Origin of the sequence: Iodobacter fluviatilis, from assembly GCF_900451195.1 — a bacterium.
GTDB lineage: Bacteria > Pseudomonadota > Gammaproteobacteria > Burkholderiales > Chitinibacteraceae > Iodobacter > Iodobacter fluviatilis.
The window spans coordinates 577,380-599,748 of record NZ_UGHR01000004.1; the positions used below are offsets into that span (position 1 = coordinate 577,380).

A 22,369-nucleotide genomic window follows, 5' to 3' on the forward strand; every position below is an offset into this window, starting at 1 on the left:
GTTTTTATCGGGGCGGGCCAGTTGGCCCGCCTTTTTTATTACTCGTTTCCAGATTATTTTTATCACCGTCAGTGCTTTTATCTGGGGGATTGAGCTGCCTGGGCTAAAATGGCTTATCCGAAGCTTTAAGTTTTAATATGAAAAACACTAATTTACTGGCACGAAGCTTGGCGGCAGTATGGCATCCATGTACGCAAATGAAGCGGCATGAAAGTTTTCCGCTGATTCCTATTGCCCGTGCACAGGGTGCGTGGCTGTACGATGCAGATGGCAAACGTTATCTGGATGCGGTTTCCAGCTGGTGGGTCAATTTATTTGGCCACGGCGAGCCCAGAATTAAAGCGGCGATTTGTCAGCAAATGGATAGCTTGGAGCACGTTATGCTGGCGGGCTTTACGCATCAGCCCGTGGTGGAATTATCTGAGCGGCTGGCCAAGCTGACAGGTTTGGGCCATGCCTTCTATGGCTCTGATGGTGCTTCTGCGATTGAAGTTTCATTGAAAATGTCGGTGCATTACTGGCGAAACTTGGGGCAGGCAGGAAAAAATCGTTTTATTTATTTAGAAAATAGTTACCACGGCGAAACCGTAGGGGCTTTATCGGTAACCGATGTGCCGATTTTTCGCAGCGCATACGCCCCAATGGTGAGAGAAAACTTCTGCGTGATGAATCCTGATGCCCGCCAGGCGATGGCAGGCGAAACGGCTGCAGATGTGGCAGAGCGCGCGATTCAGGCTTTGGCTGCTACGCTGGATCAGCATTATCAGGAAATTGCCGCGCTGATTATTGAGCCTCTGGTGCAAGGCGCAGCAGGGATGGCGATGTATGACCTCAGCTATTTGCAAAAAGCGCGTGCACTCTGTGATCGTTACCAGGTGCATTTAATTTGCGATGAGATTGCTGTGGGTTTTGGCCGTACAGGGTCTATGTTTGCTTATAAGCAGGCAAATATAAAACCAGATTTTTTATGTCTTTCTAAGGGGATTACCGGCGGCTTTTTACCGCTGGCCGTGGTACTGAGCCGGGATGAAATTTACGCTGCTTTTTATCACGACGATATTCATCGTGCCTTTTTACATTCACATTCTTATACCGGCAACCCTTTGGCCTGTGCAGCGGCTTTGGCGGTTCTAGATATTTTTGAAAATGATGATGTGATTGCTGTAAATGCTGAAAAAGCACAGCGCTGGGAAGCGATATTTGCCCCGCTGGCGGCTCATCCTAGAGTTCAAAACTACCGGCGCAGCGGGATGATCTGGGCTTTTGATGTGCTTGATGCTGCGCCTGGCTTTGCTCAGCTTTTTTTTGCTGCAGCTTTGGAGCAGTCAATTTTACTCAGACCGATTGGCAACACCGTTTATTTTATGCCGCCCTATTGCCTGACGGATGCAGAGGCTGCGCATTTATTGTCAGGCACGTTGGCTGCTTTAGATGTAGTGGAAAATGTTATCCCGGAGTTTATTGATGCCGTTGTCGCTTAAATTACCGCCTTTTGAGCCAAACCTTACCGCCAGTGTTGAAACCAACCCAAAGCGCTTAAGGGAATGGCTGATCGCTTTGCCTATGGCCAATCCCCTTGTTGCGGGTCGGCAGCTGTGCGATGCACTGGCTGCGTGTAACCGCGTTAAAATTACTGCCGATGACCGCATTAAATTGCTGGATGAATATAGCGCAATCCAGGGAATGCTGGCTTCTGAGTTGTCGGTGCTTTACCGCGTACCCGGTTTACCCTTAAAAGAGCAGGCGCAGACCGCGGCACACTTGGCTCGCCGCCTTTGCCTAGAGCTGGCAGATGGCTACAAAATTGCGCTGACAGATCGTTTGGATAAAAGACTTTCTTTTGGCAATAACAAGGTTGTTCCGGTTTTAATTCAAAAAATATTGTCTCAGTTCTATAGCCTTTTTCAGCTGAGCTGCCGTGTTTACTCCGCCATGCCGGAAGGCATCTGGCTGGAGGCGCATAAATTATTCAGATATGCGATTGAAGCGCATTTAATCGATCAGGCCTCAACAGAAACATCCCCCAGCCTTGCCCGCACCTACAAGTATATTTTGCTGCTGGCTTTAGCCGAGCCGCAACGTTTTGCAGGGGCTGAGCTGGATAAAGTAATTGAGATTGTTGAAAACTATGCGGGATATGCGCATTTCCAGCCTGTTTCACAGCTTGGCAATGCGGCAGGCTTCTTTTTGGTTAATTTAGAAGAAGATAAACCGCCTCAGTACCTTGGAACCCGCACGCTGGAAGGATATTCAGGCGGAGCCGTCTTGCTTGATACATCCGAGCTGGTCCGGCATTTACATAAATCCTTAGCAGCTTTAGAAGCCAAAGCGCCGCTGGCGCAAGACCGCAGCAAAGTGCTGATGTGGATAGAAATTTTGCGCCGGGTATCCCGCCAGTGGACGATTGCAGCAAAGCGTACTTTTCAAAGAATTGCCTCAAATACGCCGGTTGACTTGTGCTTGGGCTTAAGGGCCGCCGTGCTGTGCGTCAATGATGGCCATCGCTTATTACAGCCAGAAAATATTTTTGAAGAAGATTTGGAAGAAAACCAGGAAGCCTTACCGATTACCCATTGGAAAGTCATTAATGAAAGCCCCGGTGGCTATGCCCTCGTTTCTGAAAATATGCCGGCTGAGCGGGTAAGGGCGGGGGAAATTGTTGCGCTGCGTGCGCAGGGGCATGATCACTGGATGGTGGCCTCTGTGCGCTGGCTGCAGCAAATGGATAAGCAATGCTTGGAAATAGGCCTGCAAATTATGACGGTCCGTGCTTCTGCCGTGATGTTCCGTCCTACGATAGGGCGTAAAGGTGAGCAATATCAGCCCGCATTGCTGATGCCCGAAATTCCTGCGCTGAAACAGGCTCCTATGCTGGCTGCGCCTAAGGGCACATACATTAGCCTGCGCGAATTATCTTTGCTTACTGCTGACGGCGAGGTTCTGATCCGGGCAGGGAAATTAGTTGAGCAGCAAATGGGCTATGACTTATTTGAGTATCAGATCACGGAGGAATCCCTGTTGTAGTGCAGGCTGCAGCAGCCTCTATGACTGATGGATTTTGCATTTAAATCCTTTCATAAAGCTGTTATTCCAAGTGGTATTAGCGACAACTCTGTGAGCCGCTTACCGTTTCAGGGTAAAATAGGCGGTTTTCTTCCGCCTGCCTTTGATGAATCCCTATGAATCTGCTTGTCCTCGGCGTTAATTACCACACTGCACCCGTTGCAGTCAGGGAGAGGCTCGCGTTTACTCCGGCAGAAGTGCCAACCGCTTTAGCGATGCTGAGCGCCGAGCATGGTGTGTCAGAAGCCGCTATTGTTTCTACCTGTAATCGCACCGAGCTGTACTGCAATGCCAGAGAGCCGCAGCAGGTACTGGCGTGGCTGGCGAATACGCGCGGGCATAACGTAGAGGATATCGAGCCGCATCTGTATTTGCTCAATGGTGGCGATGCGGCCAGCCATGCATTTAGAGTGGCGAGCGGTCTAGATTCAATGGTGCTGGGCGAAACACAAATTTTAGGCCAGCTTAAAGATGCCGAGCGTTTTGCTAGGGACGCCGGCACAATGGGTGTGCTGCTCAATGGCGTTTTTCAGCGCGCTTTTTCGGTGGCGAAAGAAGTTAGAACACAAACACGGATTGGCGCAGCATCCGTCTCTATGGCGGCTGCATCCGTGCGCTTAGCAGAGCGATTATTCCCCTCCGTAGCATCCTGTAAGGTGCTCTTTATTGGCGCAGGAGAAATGATCGAACTCTGCGCCACGCATTTTCACGCCCGTGGCCCCAAGCAGATTACCGTAGCCAATCGCACCATAGAGCGGGGCGAAATTCTGGCGCAAAAATTTGGCGGTGAAGCGATTTTGCTGTCTGATTTACCCTCCAGACTGGCCGAGTTTGATATCGTGGTGACCTCCACCGCAGCCCCGTTGCCGATTGTGGGCAAGGGCATGGTAGAGCGGGCGCTGAAAGAGCGTAAACACCGCCCCATTTTTATGGTGGATCTGGCTGTGCCACGCGATGTAGAGGAAGAGGTCGGTGATCTTTCAGATGTTTATCTGTATACCGTGGATGATCTGGCAGAAGTCGTGCGGCAGGGGCAGGAATCCAGAGCGGGTGAGGTGGAATCCGCTGAAGCGATTATTATCGAGCGCGTCGGGGATTTTCATCGCTGGGTATCCAGCCGGGCACTTGTTCCTACGATCAGAGATTTAAAATCTTATGCTGACCGTATCGCCCGGCATGAGCTGGAAAAAGCCCAGAAAAAACTGGCTGCAGGCGAAAACGCAGAAGCTGTACTCGCAGAATTCTCACGCCAAATGGCCAATAAATTTATGCACGCTCCGCTGGCCGCTTTAAACAATGTCTTGCCGGAAGAGCAGGAAAACACCCTCGCCACCGTGCGCCGCCTCTACCGCCTGCACGAGTAGCTGCGCTGCCAGCTAGATGACTATTTCATATAACAATGTTTTAAAACCCAAATCTTGAACCACGGAGTAAAAGGAGCACGGAGTCTCACGGAGGAAAAACTGAGGGCTTAAGTTACAGTCAAACAGTACTTAACTTATTCTAGGGTTTTCTCCATGTAGCTTCGTGTGTCCTGTGTCTTCCGTGGTGCAAGATTTGGGTTTTAAAGACTCAAATACAAATACTTTGGAACTGAAATGAAACCTTCTATTGCTGCCAAACTGGCGCAACTTGCTGATCGCCTTGAAGAAGTCGACGCTTTACTCGCTACTGAAGAAGCCACCCGTGATATGACCAGCTACCGCAAGCTCACCAAAGAGCGTGCTGAATTAGAGCCAGTGGTCACCCTTTATCACCGCTTTACCCAAATTGAAGCCGATATGGCCGATGCAGCAGAAATGCTGAGCGATCCTGATATGAAGGATATGGCCGAAGAAGAAATCAAAGAAGGCAAAGTGCGTATCGAGGCTTTAGAAATTGAGCTGCAAAAAGCCTTGTTGCCTAAAGATCCTAATGACGAGCGCAATATCTTTTTGGAAATCCGTGCCGGTACGGGCGGCGATGAAGCGGCCTTGTTTGCAGGTGATTTATTCCGCATGTACAGCCGCTTTGCCGAGCGTAATCGCTGGCAGGTAGAAATTATGTCGGCCAGCGAATCTGATCTGGGCGGCTACCGCGAAATTATCGCCCGTATCGTGGGCTTTGGCGCTTATTCATGGCTGAAATTTGAATCCGGTGCACACCGTGTACAGCGTGTACCTGCCACAGAAACCCAGGGCCGGATTCATACCTCGGCGTGTACGGTAGCGGTGATGGCTGAGGCTGATGAGGCAGAAGAAATCACCATCAACCCTGCCGATTTACGTATTGATACCTTCCGCGCCAGCGGTGCGGGTGGTCAGCACATTAACAAAACCGATTCGGCCGTTCGGGTGACGCATATTCCAAGCGGTATTGTGGTGGAATGCCAGGATGATCGCAGCCAGCACAAAAATAAAGCCCGCGCCTTAGGTGTGTTGGCCGCCAGAATTAAAGACGTACAAGACCGCGAACGCCACGCCGTTGAAGCTGCTGAACGTAAATCGCTGGTGGGCTCGGGCGATCGGTCCGAGCGCATCCGTACCTACAACTTCCCGCAGGGCCGCATGACCGACCACCGGATTAACCTGACGCTCTATAAGCTCGATTACATCATGGATGGCGACATGAATGACCTGACGCAAGCCCTGGTGAACGAGCACCAAACCGAGCTGCTGGCGCAATTGGGCGGGGCGGAGTAATTCTACAAAAACCTGAATCTGAAACCGCTTTGATAGGGAAAACAGGACCATGGAAAAAACACATCATAAAAATGTTTTCTCTGTGAAACACCATGTGCCCTGTGGTCTCTGTGGTTCAAGATTTGGGTTTGATAAGGGCAGGCTGATCACCAGCAAGCGATACAGGGCGGACCTTGTTATAATGCTCGGCTAAATCAATAAATGAATGCTGGCGGCTTGAGAATGAATGTTTTTTTTGAGGAAGATGGTAATTTCAAGGTAGCCACGATCAAGGAAGAGCAGGCTGCAAGCCTGATGCTTGAAGATGCGCGTGGTAAACGTTTTAAAGTAAAAGCGGCCAATGTGCTGCTGCGCTTTGAGCGGATTAGCTTGGATGATTTCCTGAAAGCGGCACAGGCTGCGGCAGATGAAATTGATATCGATTTCCTTTGGGAATGCTGTGGCGCGGATGAATTCGCGTTTAACACAATTGCTGCCGAATACTTTGGTGCTAATCCTTCGGTACAGCAACAGGCTGCCGCGCTGATCCGTCTGCACGGCGCACCAATGTATTTCTACCGTAAAGGTCGCGGGCATTACAAAGCCGCGCCTGAAGAAAATCTGAAAGCTGCTTTAGCTGGCCTAGAAAAAAAGAAAAAAGAAGCCGAGCAAATGGCAATCTGGCAAGCTGAGCTGCAAGCTGGCGCTTTGCCCGAGTCTTTTATCCCTTTGGCCAGCAAATTACTGCACCGCCCGGATAAAAATACCCTTGAGTGGAAAACACTGGCTGCCGCAGCTGACGCTATGCAGATGTCTACTCTGCGCTTGATGGAAAAAATTGGCGCTATTCCGGATGTGGGCGATTATCTGCTGGATGGTTTTCTGGCCGAATCTTTCCCTAAGGGCCGTGGTTTTGCGCCAACAGAGCCTGTGACTTGCCCAAGCGATTTGCCGCTGGCCGATGTGCGCGCCTTTAGTATTGATGATTCCACCACAACAGAAATTGACGATGCTTTCAGCCTAAAGCGTTTGCCTAATGGCAATTGGCAGGTGGGTATCCATATTGCCGCGCCTGCTCTGGGCATTGCAGCCGGATCTGACGTTGATAAAATTATTTTGGATCGCCTGTCTACCGTGTATATGCCCGGCGACAAGATCACCATGTTGCCAAACGATGTGGTTGAAGTGTTTACCCTGCAAGAAGGCAAAACCTGCCCAGCACTGAGTATGTATTTAGAGCTGTCGCTGGGTTTTGATGTGCTTTCGCATCGCAGCGTGGTAGAGATGGTGCCGATTGCTGCCAACTTACGTCATGAGCAGCTTGAGCCGGTATTTAATGAAAATACCGCAGGTAAGGATGACGCCCCTGATTTCCCATGGAAAGAAGAAATCACTTTCCTTTGGCACTTTGCCGGAGCCTTGGAAGGCCGTCGTGGCAAGGCTGACCCGACTGCGCCGCTGAAAATTGATTACAGCTTTTATATTGATCAGATTGATGGTGAAAAACGCGTGCGTATTGTGCCGCGTAAACGTGGCGCACCGATGGATAAACTGGTGGCCGAGCTAATGATTCTGGCCAACAGCACATGGGGCAAGGATTTGATGCAGGGCCAGGTGGCGGGTATTTATCGTGGCCAGAATGGTGGGCGCGTGCGCTTAACCACACAGGCTGGTCCGCATATTGGCTTGGGTGTGGAATGCTATTCATGGGCATCCTCCCCACTGCGCCGTGCGGTGGATTATGTGAATCAGCTGCAGTTACTGGCACTGATTGGCAATACCAAGCCGCGCTTTCAAAAAAATGACGCTGAGCTGTATTCGATTATCGGAAGTTTTGACACTGCCTACGCTGCTTACGCCGAATTACAAGATAAGATGGAAAGATACTGGTGCTTGCGCTGGTTGCAGCAGGAAAACAAACGTGAAATTACCGCTGTGGTGATTAAAGAGAATTTAGTTCGAGTTGATGGTATGCCTTTGGTGATGCGTGCAGGGATACCGGAACTACCGGCTGGTACAACGGTCAGTTTACAAGTGATGAAAATTGATTTACTTGAGCTGGTGCTTGAAACGCGCATGGCGACTATTTAACAATGGGGACGAGAGGGGAGAGCATCGGGTGTCCGAATATTCTCCACTCTTAGAACCCACTCCCTGTTTCACAAACAATGATGGTTATAAATGCTACCCAATCAACGCCTTAAGCAATGCCTGCCCTTGAAGTTTAAAAATGGCTCGCAGGTTCGCCAGTTCTCTAAGCCCTGTGTGAGCTGTGGGGAAATGTTGCAAGCCAATGATATGTACGGTATTGCGCGTTTGGTAGAGAACCATATTGCCATTGCTGCAAAGGCTCGTTGCCCGAAGTGTGATGCAGAATTTGGTGTCTGCTGCATTATTGATGACGAGAAAAAAGTGCGCCGTCTGATCTTGCCGCAGTTTGCATTTAATTTGTATTTACGCAATTTGCCATTGCAAGCCGCTGAAATTGAAGCCGCTGCCGCACCTAAAGAGGCAGAGATTGTCCCTGTGCAGCCCAGCCCGGCCCCATTACTGGTTAAAACCCCTGCAAATATTCAACGCGCTGATGAAGTGATTGGCAGCTATCAGCAAAAACCGATACCTGCTTGGGTGGTGGTGGATGGTCAGCAGCTTAATTTTGACCGTGTATCGCCCGATGCCCGTGTGGCCGCGGGTGAGTTTCTGCTGGATGGTTGTTTTATTTACCGGGGCTGATAAAGCTTGATTTTGATCGCTCAGTGAGCAAATTCTTATTTGCTGCGCTGCGTCAAAAGAGCGGCTCTTTGGCGTATTTATCCTGTCCAAGCATCGTTTCTGGGATTATAATCTGATCCCTTCTGAAATAGCCCTGCCCAGAAATGGGCTGGAGAAACACCATGCAACGTTCTCTGCTTAAATCGAAAATTCATCGCTGTACTACCACACACTCTGAGCTGCATTACGAAGGCTCGTGTGCCATTGATGAAAATCTGCTTGAAGCCGCTAATATCCTTGAACACGAACAGATTCATATCTGGAATGTGGATAACGGCGAGCGTTTCTCTACCTACGCCATTAAGGCTGAGCGTGGCTCGGGTATTATTTCGGTGAATGGCTCGGCAGCGCGCCGTGCTGCAGTGGGTGATTTGCTGATTATTGCCACCTTCGCTAATTTTGAAGAAGCAGAAATCGCCGCTTTCCATCCGGCTCTGGTGTTTGTGGATGGGGACAACCGGATCAAAGAAATTAAGCACCACGCCCCTGTGCAAGCTGCTTAATTCAATGCTTTGCTGCAAATGATTCCATACAGGCTGCCTTTTTCGGCAGCCTTTTTCTTGACTAGGATTTTTAATGAATTCAACTGCCGTTAAAGATTACCTCCTGAGCCTGCAACAAAATATTGTCGCCACCTTAGAGCAGCTCGACGGATCTGTTTTTCACACCGACCAATGGGAAAGAGAAGGCGGTGGCGGTGGGATGACGCGGGTGATTGAAGGCGGCAATCTGTTTGAGCGCGGCGGCGTGAACTTCTCGCATGTGATGGGCGATGCGCTACCGCCATCAGCAAGTGCAGGCAGGCCCGAGCTGGCAGGGCGTGCCTTTGAGGCAATGGGCGTGTCGCTGGTTTTGCACCCGGTGAACCCGTATATCCCCACCGTGCATATGAATGTGCGTCTGTTCCGGGCGCATAAAGAAAGCGAGCAGGATGTATGGTGGTTTGGTGGCGGCATGGATCTCACCCCCTATTACGGCCAAGAAGCGGATGCAGTGCATTTCCACCAGGCCTGCAAAGACGCACTTGATCCTTTTGGCGCGGCGCTCTATCCAGAGTTTAAAGCCTGGTGCGATCGTTATTTCCACCTGAAACACCGCAATGAGCCACGCGGGATCGGTGGTGTTTTCTTTGATGATTACAACTCAGCCGGTTTTGAAGCCAGCTTTGCCATGATGCAAAGCGTGGGAAATGCCTTTTTGCCCGCCTATGTGCCGATTGTGGAGCGCCACGAAGACGCCGAATACGGCGCACGCGAGCGCGACTGGCAAGCATTCCGCCGTGGCCGCTATGTAGAATTTAATCTGGTGTTTGATCGTGGTACGCTATTTGGCCTGCAATCGGGCGGGCGCACCGAATCCATCCTGATGTCTATGCCTCCTGTGGTGAACTGGCGCTATGATTACCACCCAGAAGCAGGCAGCCCAGAAGCGCGTTTATACAGCGATTTTCTGTGTGATCGAGATTGGTTGGGTGTCATGCAGGTGGATTGATGCTGGCGGGCGATCCACTTAGATCAATCGCATGATTTTTTCTGAGGAGCGGCTTTAGCCGCTCCTGTCTTATGAATAATTCGCTTTTAACGACTGCTTTGATCCCTCAAGAGGCATCGCATGGCCGCAAGCCCGATTGGTTTTGATTTAAAAAGCCTAGAAGTATTTGCCGCCATTGTTGAGGCGGGAGGCATGACCGCTGCCGGTCAACGCCTTGGCATGACGCAATCGTCCGTTTCGCAAAGCATTGCTAATTTAGAAACGCAATTGCATGTGCAATTGCTGGACCGCTCGCAACGCCCGCCGATGCTCACCCCCCTAGGGCGTAAATTCTACGAGCAGGCTGATCGCTTGCTGGGCGATGCTCGCCGTGTCAGCTTAGAGTTTCGCCGCCAAGAAGCCACACCGCTGAAACATGTGCGGATTGCTTTGGTGGATTCCTTAGCCATCAGCGTGGGCAAGGAGCTGGTGGCCGCGATTAAGCGCCGCACAGCGCACTGGTCTATGGTCACAGGGCAATCTCATCTGCATGCTGATGCCTTACTCAATCGGCGGGTGGATATCATCTTATCTGACGATGCCCTAGCCAATCACCCCGAGCTTTTCCGCCGCCGTCTGCTGCGTGAGCCTTTTATCCTCGTCCTACCGCTGGGTTTCAAAGGGCCGGTTAGCAGCTTGCGCACGCTGGCCAGTGCGCTGGATTTTATCCGCTACAACCCATCTACCGTGATCGGTCGCACCATAGAAAACCAGCTGCAAGCATGGAGCATTCATCCGCCCCTGCGCATGGAGCTGGATAACTCTTACGCCATTTTACAAATGGTTAAAGCCGGTCTGGGCTGGACGCTAACCACGCCACTTTGCCTGTTGCAAGGCGGTATCAAAACGGGCGAAGTGCAATGCTTACCTGTGCCTGAGGGCGAATTCTGCCGCGATCTAACTCTGCTTGCACGTAGCGATGAGCTGGGTAATCTGCCCGAGCTACTGGCTGACGACAGCATTGCGCTGATGCAAGAGCGCTATCTGCCTGTCATTTCCGCCGCCACCCCATGGCTATTGCCAAGGATAGTGCTGGGTGATGTGTCGCGCTAAAGCCTCAGACAAATTCCCTCGATTAACTTTGGATGCTGCATATCCGCTTTGGGGCATCTAATCTTACTGTTCTCTGTCGAAAGTTTGTCTAATGCTGAAATGCTGATTAAAATCGCTTCCTTGCTATTTAACTTACATTGACCGCGCCGGAGGTGATAATTTGATAACCACTGCTTTCATGAAAGGTTCTCTGATTATCTCTCTTTCTCCAGAACCCTTGATTTCGCTGTTTGCACGACGTAGCTATTTCGGAGGGGGAAATTGGTAGAGCGCCCTGATTCCATGCGCTCTTAACTTAAACTAGATAATGACTGTATGAGGACATGATTGAGCAAGAGACATAATCAGGTAAAGCAATTTGAAATCACGTTTTATTTTTTAATGGTTAGCTCATCATGCAATGCATGAACACCATTAATTTTTCTAGTAATTTCAGCCGCACGATCCACTTGTATCTGCGTGTCAACAACGCCTGTTAGGCGCACATCACCCTTGGTCGTTACAACTGTAATATTAAATGCTTTTAACTCATTGTCGTTCAGTAGTGATGTTTTAACTTTGGTGGTGACATCAAGATCAGTAATATGGGCTTCTGTATTAGTAGGGGCATTGCATCCAGAAAGACTTAATATGACTGAAAAAATAACAATAAATATTTTCATGATCTAATCCTTATTTATTTAATTTGATAAAGTGTATTTAATCATTGACCTGATTATTTCTATTGCTCAGTAAAATATCCACAGAGGCATGGTCTGACTTGAGCAATGCATGTACATGTGAAAAATAAAAACGCATCATTGCTAAAACAGTCAGTCCATCCAAAATAATGCTTATACAGATACGTCAAGTTGAGCGGGCCGAGAAATTCATATAATTCATAACAATTTTGCAACAAACAAAATAAATATTTAACAAGAATATTCTTAATTGGAATAAGTTATTACACCTATTCATCTATTAAACAGCAAAGGAAGTTCTGCACATATCAAATCTCCTGATTATGTCTCTTGCTATGGAACCCTTGATTTAGCCCGGTAGATTGGCTAAAGCTTTATCAGTCCAACGATTTATTTACTAATAAAGTGCTTTTCCTATCAGCGAGATTAACGGTCAAAAAATACATTCCGCCTGTTATATTTGTTCTTCGATATCACATGTGGAGTTCTTTATTACATCGTTGGGTTGATAAAACTTTAGCTCAACCTACCGGCCTTGCATGATTTGTTGTGCCGGTATTTAAGGGGCGGATGTATTAAATGAAAGCACTTTGGATGATGGTTAAAGCTTAGTAATAAGAGCAGGCTAGGTATGCAATGGCCGTTGCCATCGGGAGTGAGCGCAGGTGATTAATGCTGGATTTTTACGCCTTTGAGCTTTGCAAATTACATTTTCATCATAATCTGTGTTATTTCTAGACAGCTTGCGCTATCGCTTTTTATCCTCTAAATTAAGTAAACAGGATTTCTATAGTCAATAGATTAAAATTAGTGGATTAAAATATTTATATTTTTTGTTTTTTTATTTAAAGGGCGTAAACAATGGCTCCGCCTGAAAGACTAAACTCAAGTATTATATTTTTTTTATTTTCGTGTCTGATTTTTTTGATGAAATCGGATGTGGCCTATGCTGGGGAAGAATTCAAAGGGCTTACCATCTATACTGAAAATGACCCACCCTATGTTATAGTTGATGCGAAAGGTAAAATTGGTGGGTTAGCTACAAACAAACTGAATTATTTTCTTAAGGCCATTCAACTATCAGAAGAAAATATTGAGGTTAAACCTTGGGTTCGTTCATATATTGAAGTGCTGAATAAACCAAATATTATGATTTATCCTATAGCGAAGACACCTGAAAGATTAGAGAAGCTGGAATATATCTACAAAATATATGATGCAATTGTATTTTTTTACAAACTTTCAAGCAGAAAAGATATTGTTATTAGTAATATTAATGAGGCAAAAAAATATTCGGTGTGTGCTGTTCGTGCAGATTATCGTGCGGAGTATTTAAAAAGAAGTGGATTTCCTATGATTGATGAGTCGAATGATTCAACAATGAACTTTAAGAAATTTATTGCAGGCCGTTGTGATGTAGCTATTCTGACTGAAATTGGCCTTAATGCAAAATTGGAACAATTAAACCTAGATTCATCACTCGTATCTATTGCGTATCCTTTAAGTGAAATAGATAGCAATCTCTATATTGCTATTAACAAAAATACAAATAAAAAAGTGATAGATGCATTGAAAAATGCAGCAAAGAAATTAGAGTAGATGTATGAGGTAAAATTAAATTTTTGTAATGAAATAGCGTGTAAGGATAAATGCGTAAATCATATATTTTCAGAGTTTGTATTTTTCTGTAATTGTGTTTATTATAGAATGTAATCATTTTAAATTTATACTTTGATGCCTTTTTTATTACGTTACACCAATCTGCCTTTTTTTTCTAAAAAACGCTCAATATTCTGAATGTCGCAATTGATGGGTTTAGGTATTGCGTTAACATATTTTTAAACCCAAGCTGAATTTACTTTGTGCTAATGCAAGTCTGGATCTTATAAATCCCAGTCATATCCATTGCCACCTCATGGCTATGACCAAAGATCGTGCTGGGGATTTAGTCCGGTATCTGCTCGCTACTCGCTGGGGTTCTTCTTGGTTTATTAAGCTGTATGAAGCAAAGCGGTGCAATACACTGCGCTTATTGACACCCTACAAAAACATACGATTTACGCCCTTCCTCATCCCTTCCTTGAAAGTCTATTGCTGCATCGCGCAAAGATAAGTGTAAGCAATAGTAATAAATAAGCTAAAACGATAGTTGTTGTCGCTCTAAATTTCTCCGCCATAAACTGACATCTCAGCTTTCAGTCTCCGCATCCGTTTTGCTTATCTTGCGGCGATTTAGTTTCTGTATGCGAGTGCTTTCACTTTTTAAAAAAGGAAACATCATGGCAGAGCAAGTTAAACGGGAGTTAAAGCGCTCGCTGAAAACCATTCACCTGTGGGGTATTGCGGTGGGTTTGGTGATTTCGGGCGAGTATTTTGGCTGGAGCTATGGTTGGGATAAGGCAGGCACGCTGGGTTTTATGATTACTTCCCTCGTGATTGCAGCCATGTATACCACGTTTATTTTTAGCTACACCGAGCTGACTACATCCATTCCCCATGCGGGCGGCCCTTTTGCCTATGCCCGCCGCGCCTTTGGCCCCACGGGCGGCTATATCGCTGGCATGGCTACCCTGATCGAATTTGTGTTTGCCCCGCCTGCGATTGCGCTGGCTATTGGCGCTTATTTAGGGGTGCAGTTTCCTGGGCTAGACCCAAAACACGCGGCTTTGGGGGCGTACCTCGTATTTATGTTTTTGAATGTGATCGGGGTGACGATTGCGGCCACTTTTGAGCTTTGCGTCACCATTTTGGCGATTTTAGAATTGCTGGTGTTTATGGGGGTAGTTGCGCCGGGGTTTTCCTGGGCCAACTTTGCGGCGCATGGCTGGTCTGGGGCGGATCAATTTAGCAGCGCTTCCTATAGCGGTATGTTTGCAGCCATTCCCTTTGCGATCTGGTTTTTTCTGGCCATTGAAGGCGCGGCCATGGCGGCAGAAGAGGCAGAAGACCCGCGTAAAACCATTCCCCGTGCTTATATCAGCGGCATTTTAACTTTGGTGCTGCTCGCGATTGGGGTGATGGTGTTTGCGGGCGGCGTGGGCGATTGGCGTCAGCTGGCTAATATCAATGAGCCTTTGCCCAAAGCGATGCAAATGGTGGTGGGGGCTAATTCGGGCTGGTTGCATATGTTGGTGTGGATTGGCTTGTTTGGTCTGATTGCCTCTTTTCACGGCATTATCATGGGCTATTCACGGCAGATTTATGCGCTTGGCCGTGCGGGTTATTTACCCGGCGTCCTTGCCAGCGTGAATCAGCGTTTTCAAACCCCGCACTGGGCGATTTTGGCGGGTGGCGTGGTGGGGGTGGCGGCGATTTATGCGGATTCGGTGGTGCAGCTGCAAGGCATGTCGCTCACCGCAGCCATTATCACCATGTCGGTATTTGGTGCCATCGTGATGTACATCATCTCTATGGCGGCGTTGTTTAAATTACGCCGCAGCGAGCCGCAGCTTGATCGCCCTTACTCCGTGCCTTTTTATCCTATCTTCCCCTTGGTGGCGTTAGCTTTAGCCCTCGTTGCTTTAGTGGCCATGATTTATTTCAACCAGACGATATTTTGGATTTTTATTGGCTTCATGGTCGGCGGCTACGGTTATTTCTTAGCGACTAGCCAAGCCAGAGAAGATGCACCGCATGATGAAATGCTGCAAACGGTGGGGGATGCGGTGAAGTAAGGCCAACATTAAAACCCAGATCTTGAACCACGGAGGGCGCAGAGGGTATGGAGTTTCACGGAGAAAAACAGGTTTTGAATTAAGGCATTTGTATAGGCTCTTAATATTTTAAAACTGAGCAAAATTTATATCGCGAGTCTCAGTACGGGGCTTAAATCCCCCTTTGAAGCATAAGTATCTACACAAGTCAGCACACTTGTTCCCCCCTTTGTAAAAGGGGGGCTAGGGGGGATTTGTCGTTGATGTTGGGCTGAAATTAGCCAAAAACCAAAGGCAAATCACCCTCGGTCCCCCTTTGACAAATGGGTAGGCTGCAGCACAGAAGTGCTGCTATCAACTTATGTAGATACCTATGCCAAGAGGGATGCTCGCAGCAAAATCAACGTGCCGAAGGCACTAAACGCACACCGCATCAGGGGATCAATATGCAAGCTCGTGAAGTGAAAACAATCGAAGATGCCATTGCCGTGGTTGAGGCCAGCGGGCTTTCGCATATCAAAGTGGGCATGTCTGATATCGATGGCGTGATGCGTGGCAAGTACGTTTCCGTAGAGAAATTTATTTCTATCCTAAAAGGTGGCTTAAGCTTTTGCAATGTGGTGCTGGGCTGGGATAGCAATGATCAGCTTTACGACAATGTAGAATACACAGGCTGGCATACTGCTTACCCCGATGCTCAGGCGCATATTATTCCTGAAAGCTGCCGTGAGCTGCCGCTGGAGATGGTCGACGGCAAGCCTATGCTGTTTTTCCTAGGCGAATTTAGCGGCGATGCCGAAGCCATTTGCCCGCGCCAGCTCTTAAGCCGCATGGTTAAAAAAGCTGCCGATATGGGTTATCTGGCCTATTCGGCCTTGGAATACGAATTCTTTGTGTTTAAAGAAACACCCGAATCGGTGCGGGCTAAAAACTATCAAAACCTCATCCCCTGGACGCCCGGCTATTTTGGTTATTCCATTTTGCGCAGCACGGTGAATGCCGATTTTTATCACCAGCTGCTTAAACTGAGCGAAACCATGGATATGGGCATCGAGGGCCTGCATACCGAAACAGGCCCCGGTGTATTAGAAGCCGCCATCGCCGTGGATGAAGCCAGCCGCGCAGGAGATAAAGCCTTTCTGTTTAAGACATTCTGTAAGGTATTGGCGCAGCAAAATAATCTGATGGCCACCTTTATGGCCAAATGGTCGCATGAATTGCCGGGGCAAAGTGGCCATATTCATTTGTCTTTAAACGATATCAAAAGTGGTAAATCGGTATTTTACGATCCTACCCAGCCGCACAATATGAGCAAAACCCAGCGCCATTTCCTAGCGGGCGTACAGCGTTTATTACCTGAATTTATGGCGATGTTTGCGCAAACGGTGAATAGCTATACCCGCTTGGTGCCGGGTTATTGGGCGCCGCTAGATGCCACATGGGGCTTGGAAAACCGTACCACCGCACTACGCCTCATCCCCGGCTCAGCTAAATCCCAACGCATCGAAGTGCGTATTGGATCTGCCGATGCTAACCCCTATTTGGCACTGGCCGCGGCCTTAGGCGCTGGGCTTTATGGCATCGAGCAGCAGTGGGAGCCAGAAGAAATGGTGGTGGGCAATGCCTATACGCAAACCTTTCCCGAGCGCTTGCATCTGCCTAATTCACTTGGTGAGGCCGCAAAACGCCTTAAAACATCCGAAGCCGCCCGCGCCTTATTCGGCTCCCCCTTTGTAGAGCACTTCACCGCCACCCGCGAATGGGAAGAAAGAGAATTTCGTAAACACGTTACAGATTGGGAATTAAAACGCTATTTTGAAATTATCTAAGGTCGAAAAAACCTTTTTAAAATCCATTCCATTCACTTGGAGTAGCTATGTCTGAACTGATCACGATTAGTCCTATCGATGGTAGCGAAGTGGTGCGGCGGGCGTATGCCGATGAGCACCATATAGCGGCCACTTTGCGCCGTGCCAAGATTGCCCAACGGGATTGGCGGCAGGTTTCTCTGGTCGAACGCATGGCGGTACTGAGCCGTGCGGTGGATGCTTTTTCTGCCAATAAAAATGCCATTGCCGAGGCGATTAGCCGCCAGATTGGCCGGCCGATTCGTTATTCACCCAATGAAGTGGTCGGCTTTGATACGCGGGCGCGGCATATGATGGCGATTGCGCCTGAGGCCTTGGCCGATATCCGGCCTACACCCATTGATGGTTTTAACCGCTTTATCCGCCGCGAAGCGCTGGGTGTGGTGCTGGTGGTGGCGCCGTGGAATTACCCGCTGCTGACTGCGGTGAACGCGATTATTCCTGCGCTGATGGCGGGCAATACCGTGATCTTAAAACACTCGGCGCAAACCCCGCTTTGTGCCGAGCAAATCCACGCTGCCTTTGTGGCGGCTGGCCTGCCAGCTGGCGTGTTCCAGTATTTGCACACCGATCACGCCAGCACACAAAAGCTGATTCAGGCTAAAGAAATCAAGCATGTTTGTTTTACCGGCTCGGTGGCAGGCGGCATCGCCGTGGAGCAAGCCGCAGCAGGGCGCTTTATTGGTGTGGGGCTGGAGCTAGGCGGCAACGATGCGGCGCTGGTGCGCAGCGATGCCGATCTGGCGCACGCCGTGGATACGCTGGTGGATGGTGCGTTTTTTAACTCTGGGCAAAGCTGCTGCGGCACTCAGCGCATCTATGTGCATCAGGCTGTGTATCAGGAGTTTGTTGATCGCGCGCTGGCGCTGACCGAGCAATATGTTTTGGGCAATCCGCTGGACGCCACCACCACCCTCGGCCCCGTGGTGCGGGTTGCAGCCGCCAATGCGGTGCGTGCGGTAGAGGCTGATGCGCTGGCCAAAGGCGCAAGCCAGATTGTCGATACCCGCCGCTTTGCGCTGGACGACGGCAAAGGCGCATATCTGGCCCCGAGGATTTTTACCGGCGTTAATCACCAGATGCAGCTGATGGCCGACGAATGCTTTGGCCCCGTGGTCGGCATCATGCCGGTGAAAAACGACGACGAAGCCATCCGCCTGATGAACGACAGCCCCTACGGCCTGACTTCCGCCGTATTTAGCCGCGATGAAAATATCGCGCTCAATATTGGCAATCAACTGGAATGCGGCACCTTCTTTATGAACCGCTGCGATTATCTCGACCCGGCGCTACCTTGGACCGGGATTAAACAAACCGGGCGGGGAGCGACTTTATCGGTACTGGGATATGACTACCTGACAAGGCCGAAGTCGTTTCATTTGAAGCAGATGTAGTGGGTATTTTTTCTATGGCTTAGAGGTGAGCTTTAAGTTTTATATTGGATGAGGGCTAATCTTCTGTGCGCTAAACAAAATTAAAAAGTTCTTTTTAGTGCCTTCGGCACGTTGATTTTGGAGCGGTAGCCACCGCTGGGGCGTTCTTTTCTTGAACGGCCAAGAAAAGAACCAAAAGAAGGCCGCCCCACGAAACACGAAGGCCCCTCATCTGCGGACAATCGAGCGGCGGCTGCGGAACTCGCTTCGCTCAGACAGTCCTCGCCGAAACCCCGCCCGCTTGTTCCTCGCTTCGGCGTGTTTCAAGGGGACTCTTAAGCCCTACGCCAATAGCGTGGTTCTTACGTTTTTTCATTGTTTGCGGAAGTTGAAATCAACCCTACTTAATAGGTACTTAAATGAATCTCGACCGCTACACCGTAAATTGGAATTACCCCACCAATGTGAAATGTGGCGTGGGGCGGGTGCAGGATTTGCCGCAGCTGGCACGATCTTTAGGCATTAAAAAACCGCTGCTGATTACCGATCCGGGGCTGGCCACTTTATCGCCCGTACTCAGCACCCTGACCTTGCTGGATGGGGCCGATTTGCACGCTGGCTTGTTTCACCAGATTAAGGGCAACCCAACAGGGCAGAATGTGGCCGACGGTGTAGCTGCCTATCGGGAAGGTGGTTTTGATGGCGTGATTGCCTTAGGCGGTGGCTCGGCTTTGGACGCAGCCAAAGCAGTGGCGATGATGGTGGGCCAAAGTGGGCCGCTTTGGGATTATGTGGATGAAGGCGACAACTGGCTGAGGATTAAAACCGAAGGCATGGCACCCTTGGTGGCGATTCCCACCACGGCAGGCACAGGCTCTGAAGTGGGCCGTGCATCGGTAATTACCCATGAAGCTGAGCACGCTAAAAAGATTATTTTTCACCCACGTATGTTGCCAGCGATTGTGATTTTAGACCCTGTGCTCAGCACCGGCCTGCCCGCTAGGCTTACCGCAGCCACCGGTATGGATGCGCTTAGCCACAGCTTAGAAGCGTATTGCTCGCCGTTTTATCACCCGATGGCCAGTGGTATTGCTTTGGAAGGCATGGCGCTGGTGCGCGAATGGCTGCCGCGTGCCGTTGCCGATGGCACAGATCTGGAGGCGCGGATGCAAATGCTGGTGGCTTCCAGCATGGGGGCGACGGCGTTTCAGCGTGGTTTAGGGGCGATGCATGCGCTGGCGCATCCGCTGGGGGCGCGTTTCGATGCCCACCACGGCATGCTCAATGCCATTCTGATGCCCTATGTTTTAAAAGCCAATCAGGCCGAAATAGACGAGCGCATCACCGCCGCCGCCCGCTATCTGGGCCTGCCCAATCCATCATTTGCCGCATTCCTGGACTGGGTGCTGCGCCTTAGAGAAGAAGTGGGTATCCCTCACACGCTTAAAAGCATAGGCATTAACGAATCTTGTCTAGAAACCATAGGCTCCGAGGCCGTGGCGGATGGCTCGCACGGCACCAATCCAATTCCGTTTACCCCGCAGCAATATCGCGCCATTTGCGCTGCGGCTTTGGATGGATTGTTGTAGGGGTTTGGGGTGTGCATTCAGATGTTGCGTTGCCAAACCCAAATCTTTAAACACGGAGTTTCACGGAGAAAAACAAGCCTTGAATTATGTTGTTTTCTAGGTTTTAAGTATTTCAAAACCCTGTAATTAGGATTCGCATCGCCGCTAGTAGCACGGGGCTTAAATTTCCCCTTGAAACACGCCGGAGTGAGGAACAAGCGGGACGGGGTTTCGGCAAGGGAGCGAGGCAGCGAGCCAATCCCGCCCGCCGCCGACTCGATTGTCCGCAGCGAAGGGGCCTTCGTGTTTCGTGGGGTGGCCTTCTTTGGCTTCGTTTCTTGGCCACACAAGAAAGGAAGGTCCAGCGGGACGCCCGCACCTAAATCAACGTGCCGAAGGCACTAAAAAATTCTTTTTGTATTTGGGGGCACTGTGCTTAGCCAGTTCGCGAACTTCCACATACAGATCTGAACATCACCCCACTGGAGCAGCTATGCAGCGGATTGCGGTAGCGGGTATTCAGCATGAAACCAATACTTTTTCGGCGGCTCCTACCACGACGCAGCATTTTATCGAGGCAGATGCTTGGCCGGGGCTGACGACGGGCGAGGCGGTTTTGGCGGCGGTGGCGGGGGCTAATTTACCCTTGGCCGGGGCGGTTGACGCGCTGGAGGCGGCTCATTTTCAAGTCTTACCGCTGCTTTGGGCTTCGGCCAACCCGAGCGGGCGGGTAGAGGATGCCGCATTTGAAGCGCTATGGGCGATGTTTGAGGTGGCGATTTTAAAAGCTGGCCCACTGGATGGCGTGTATTTAGACTTGCACGGCGCTTTGGTCTCGGAGCGCTATGACGATGGCGATGGAGAATGGTTGCGCCGCACTCGCGCATTATTGGGTAAACAAATCCCTATCGTGGCGTCTCTCGATTTTCATGCCAATGTCAGCCCTTTGATGGTGAGTTCAGCCAGCGCCCTAGTCGGTTATCGCAGCTACCCACATGTGGACATGGCCGAAACGGGGGCAAGGGCGGTTAGCTTGTTGCAGCATCTGCTGGCAGGAGAGGTGCTGCATGCGGCATTTGTACAGCTGCCTTTTTTGATTTCTATGCCATGGCAATGTTCCTTAATCGAGCCAGTGGCTAGGCTGATGCAGGTGGCGGAGCAGGCTGAAACGGGCGATGTTGTGAGCGTGAGTTTCTTCCCCGGCTTTCCCTTGGCGGATGTGGCCGATGGCGGGCCTAGCCTCTTGGCCTATGCCCAAAGCGCCCGTCTTGCAGAGGCCACCGCCCAGATTTTGGCGCAAAAAGTGCTTGCGGCAGAGCCGGAGTTTGCAGGCCGGTTGTGGCAGGTGGATGAGGCGCTAAGCTACGCCAAGCAATACGCTGGGCAGGGTAAAACCATTATTTTGGCGGACACCTGCGATAACGCAGGCGGCGGGGCAGGTAGTGATTCGGCAGGGATTATTAGTGATGGCTTGAAGATGGGCATGCCCGCCATGGTGGTTGGCATTCTCTGCGATCCAGCCACGGCACAGGCTGCTCACGCGGCTGGAGTAGGCGGGGTTTTATCGCGGGCCATAGGCCAGGGAAGAAAGGCTAAGGGGGAATGGCGGGTGATCAGTTTGGGCTCTGGGCAGTTTGCGGCCACCGGGCCATTTTATGCAGGCTGCCAGATGGATTTAGGCCCTATGGCCTGCCTGCAATGCAAAGGGGTCACTGTATTAGTAAGCAGCCGTAAGCAGCAGGCTGCTGATCAAGCTATGTTTCATCATCTGGGGGTAGAGCCCAGCGAGGCAGAGGTATTGGTCTTAAAAAGCAGCGTGCATTTTCGTGCCGATTTTGGCGCAATCGCCTCAGAGATTTTAGTGGTTGAGGCTGAGGGTGATCATGTGGCTGATCTGAGCCGCTTGCAATATCGGGTTTGCAAACGCCCGCCTGCGAGTCGGGCTGCGTGAAGGCAAAAGATCTGTAGGCACAGAGATTGGGAAGAATACAGAGCACACTGAGAAAACCTAGCAATGGTTTTAGTTAATCCCAATTGGTATGTCACGTGGCCATTTTGTCAGAAAGTTAAATCTTGAACTACAAAAAACACAGAGCTACACAGAGAAAAAAACCAACGATTTTATGGCTTTCACTGTGCAGCTCAGTAT

At 49.8% G+C, this 22,369-nt stretch carries 16 protein-coding genes; 15 read left to right on the top strand and 1 reads right to left on the bottom strand.

Going from position 1 to position 22,369, the window contains the following annotated elements:
- The first annotated feature begins 137 nt into the window (after positions 1-137).
- From DYD62_RS21375 to DYD62_RS21415, 9 genes are all read left to right on the top strand, one after another.
- A complete protein-coding gene (locus DYD62_RS21375; protein WP_115229926.1) occupies positions 138-1,481 on the top strand; it encodes an adenosylmethionine--8-amino-7-oxononanoate transaminase in 1,344 nt (447 codons plus the stop codon).
- Entirely contained in the window at positions 1,465-3,024 is a 1,560-nt protein-coding gene (locus DYD62_RS21380; protein ID WP_115229927.1) for a cyclic-di-GMP receptor FimW-related protein, read from the top strand. Before DYD62_RS21375 ends, DYD62_RS21380 begins: the two co-directional genes overlap by 17 nt.
- A 155-nt stretch (positions 3,025-3,179) precedes the next feature.
- Positions 3,180-4,427 (top strand): glutamyl-tRNA reductase, encoded by a 1,248-nt coding sequence (gene hemA / locus DYD62_RS21385; protein ID WP_115229928.1) that lies wholly within the window; start codon positions 3,180-3,182, stop codon positions 4,425-4,427.
- A 234-nt stretch (positions 4,428-4,661) separates the two neighbouring features.
- Entirely contained in the window at positions 4,662-5,744 is a 1,083-nt protein-coding gene (gene prfA, locus DYD62_RS21390) for a peptide chain release factor 1 (RefSeq protein ID WP_115229929.1), read from the top strand.
- Positions 5,745-5,966: 222 nt separating this feature from the next.
- Positions 5,967-7,814: a ribonuclease catalytic domain-containing protein gene (locus tag DYD62_RS21395; RefSeq protein WP_115229930.1), complete on the top strand. Its 1,848-nt coding sequence runs from the start codon at positions 5,967-5,969 to the stop codon at positions 7,812-7,814.
- 90 nt (positions 7,815-7,904) lie between these two features.
- Positions 7,905-8,456: a hypothetical protein gene (locus tag DYD62_RS21400; protein ID WP_115229931.1), complete on the top strand. Its 552-nt coding sequence runs from the start codon at positions 7,905-7,907 to the stop codon at positions 8,454-8,456.
- 161 nt (positions 8,457-8,617) lie between these two features.
- Positions 8,618-8,998, top strand: coding sequence for an aspartate 1-decarboxylase (panD, locus tag DYD62_RS21405; RefSeq protein ID WP_099396840.1), 381 nt, complete (start codon positions 8,618-8,620; stop codon positions 8,996-8,998).
- Positions 8,999-9,071: 73 nt separating this feature from the next.
- Positions 9,072-9,986: an oxygen-dependent coproporphyrinogen oxidase gene (gene hemF / locus DYD62_RS21410; protein WP_115229932.1), complete on the top strand. Its 915-nt coding sequence runs from the start codon at positions 9,072-9,074 to the stop codon at positions 9,984-9,986.
- 120 nt (positions 9,987-10,106) lie between these two features.
- Entirely contained in the window at positions 10,107-11,078 is a 972-nt protein-coding gene (locus DYD62_RS21415; protein ID WP_115229933.1) for a LysR family transcriptional regulator, read from the top strand.
- Between the two features lie 371 nt (positions 11,079-11,449).
- Here DYD62_RS21415 and DYD62_RS21420 read toward each other — a convergent pair whose 3' ends face one another.
- The gene (locus DYD62_RS21420; RefSeq protein WP_115229934.1) at positions 11,450-11,740 is read right to left on the bottom strand and encodes a BON domain-containing protein; all 291 of its coding nucleotides are present in this window, start codon (positions 11,738-11,740) and stop codon (positions 11,450-11,452) included.
- A gap of 879 nt (positions 11,741-12,619) precedes the next feature.
- Here DYD62_RS21420 and DYD62_RS21425 point away from each other — a divergent pair.
- The 6 genes from DYD62_RS21425 (at position 12,620) to DYD62_RS21450 (ending at position 22,171) form a co-directional block, all read left to right on the top strand.
- The gene (locus DYD62_RS21425) at positions 12,620-13,357 is read left to right on the top strand and encodes a substrate-binding periplasmic protein (protein WP_115229935.1); all 738 of its coding nucleotides are present in this window, start codon (positions 12,620-12,622) and stop codon (positions 13,355-13,357) included.
- A gap of 680 nt (positions 13,358-14,037) precedes the next feature.
- Entirely contained in the window at positions 14,038-15,432 is a 1,395-nt protein-coding gene (eat, locus tag DYD62_RS21430; protein WP_207916525.1) for an ethanolamine permease, read from the top strand.
- Positions 15,433-15,857: 425 nt separating this feature from the next.
- Positions 15,858-17,240: a glutamine synthetase family protein gene (locus tag DYD62_RS21435; protein WP_115229937.1), complete on the top strand. Its 1,383-nt coding sequence runs from the start codon at positions 15,858-15,860 to the stop codon at positions 17,238-17,240.
- Between the two features lie 47 nt (positions 17,241-17,287).
- Positions 17,288-18,673, top strand: coding sequence for an aldehyde dehydrogenase family protein (locus DYD62_RS21440; protein ID WP_115229938.1), 1,386 nt, complete (start codon positions 17,288-17,290; stop codon positions 18,671-18,673).
- 398 nt (positions 18,674-19,071) lie between these two features.
- Complete coding sequence (locus DYD62_RS21445) at positions 19,072-20,241, top strand: iron-containing alcohol dehydrogenase (protein ID WP_115229939.1); 1,170 nt, start codon at positions 19,072-19,074, stop codon at positions 20,239-20,241.
- Positions 20,242-20,713: 472 nt separating this feature from the next.
- Positions 20,714-22,171, top strand: a complete 1,458-nt coding sequence (locus DYD62_RS21450; RefSeq protein ID WP_115229940.1) for a M81 family metallopeptidase — start codon at positions 20,714-20,716, stop codon at positions 22,169-22,171.
- Positions 22,172-22,369 lie beyond the last annotated feature (198 nt).

What these genes read in the sequence shown, in the direction of transcription:
- prfA (WP_115229929.1), top strand. Translation starts at nt 4,662, where the DNA reads ATGAAACCTTCTATTGCTGCCAAACTGGCGCAACTTGCTGATCGCCTT.
- hemA (WP_115229928.1), top strand. Translation starts at nt 3,180, where the DNA reads ATGAATCTGCTTGTCCTCGGCGTTAATTACCACACTGCACCCGTTGCA.
- DYD62_RS21395 (WP_115229930.1), top strand. Translation starts at nt 5,967, where the DNA reads ATGAATGTTTTTTTTGAGGAAGATGGTAATTTCAAGGTAGCCACGATC.
- hemF (WP_115229932.1), top strand. Translation starts at nt 9,072, where the DNA reads ATGAATTCAACTGCCGTTAAAGATTACCTCCTGAGCCTGCAACAAAAT.
- DYD62_RS21400 (WP_115229931.1), top strand. Translation starts at nt 7,905, where the DNA reads ATGCTACCCAATCAACGCCTTAAGCAATGCCTGCCCTTGAAGTTTAAA.
- eat (WP_207916525.1), top strand. Translation starts at nt 14,038, where the DNA reads ATGGCAGAGCAAGTTAAACGGGAGTTAAAGCGCTCGCTGAAAACCATT.
- DYD62_RS21450 (WP_115229940.1), top strand. Translation starts at nt 20,714, where the DNA reads ATGCAGCGGATTGCGGTAGCGGGTATTCAGCATGAAACCAATACTTTT.
- DYD62_RS21445 (WP_115229939.1), top strand. Translation starts at nt 19,072, where the DNA reads ATGAATCTCGACCGCTACACCGTAAATTGGAATTACCCCACCAATGTG.
- DYD62_RS21435 (WP_115229937.1), top strand. Translation starts at nt 15,858, where the DNA reads ATGCAAGCTCGTGAAGTGAAAACAATCGAAGATGCCATTGCCGTGGTT.
- DYD62_RS21420 (WP_115229934.1), bottom strand. Translation starts at nt 11,740, where the DNA reads ATGAAAATATTTATTGTTATTTTTTCAGTCATATTAAGTCTTTCTGGA.
- DYD62_RS21415 (WP_115229933.1), top strand. Translation starts at nt 10,107, where the DNA reads ATGGCCGCAAGCCCGATTGGTTTTGATTTAAAAAGCCTAGAAGTATTT.
- DYD62_RS21425 (WP_115229935.1), top strand. Translation starts at nt 12,620, where the DNA reads ATGGCTCCGCCTGAAAGACTAAACTCAAGTATTATATTTTTTTTATTT.
- DYD62_RS21375 (WP_115229926.1), top strand. Translation starts at nt 138, where the DNA reads ATGAAAAACACTAATTTACTGGCACGAAGCTTGGCGGCAGTATGGCAT.
- DYD62_RS21440 (WP_115229938.1), top strand. Translation starts at nt 17,288, where the DNA reads ATGTCTGAACTGATCACGATTAGTCCTATCGATGGTAGCGAAGTGGTG.
- DYD62_RS21380 (WP_115229927.1), top strand. Translation starts at nt 1,465, where the DNA reads ATGCCGTTGTCGCTTAAATTACCGCCTTTTGAGCCAAACCTTACCGCC.
- panD (WP_099396840.1), top strand. Translation starts at nt 8,618, where the DNA reads ATGCAACGTTCTCTGCTTAAATCGAAAATTCATCGCTGTACTACCACA.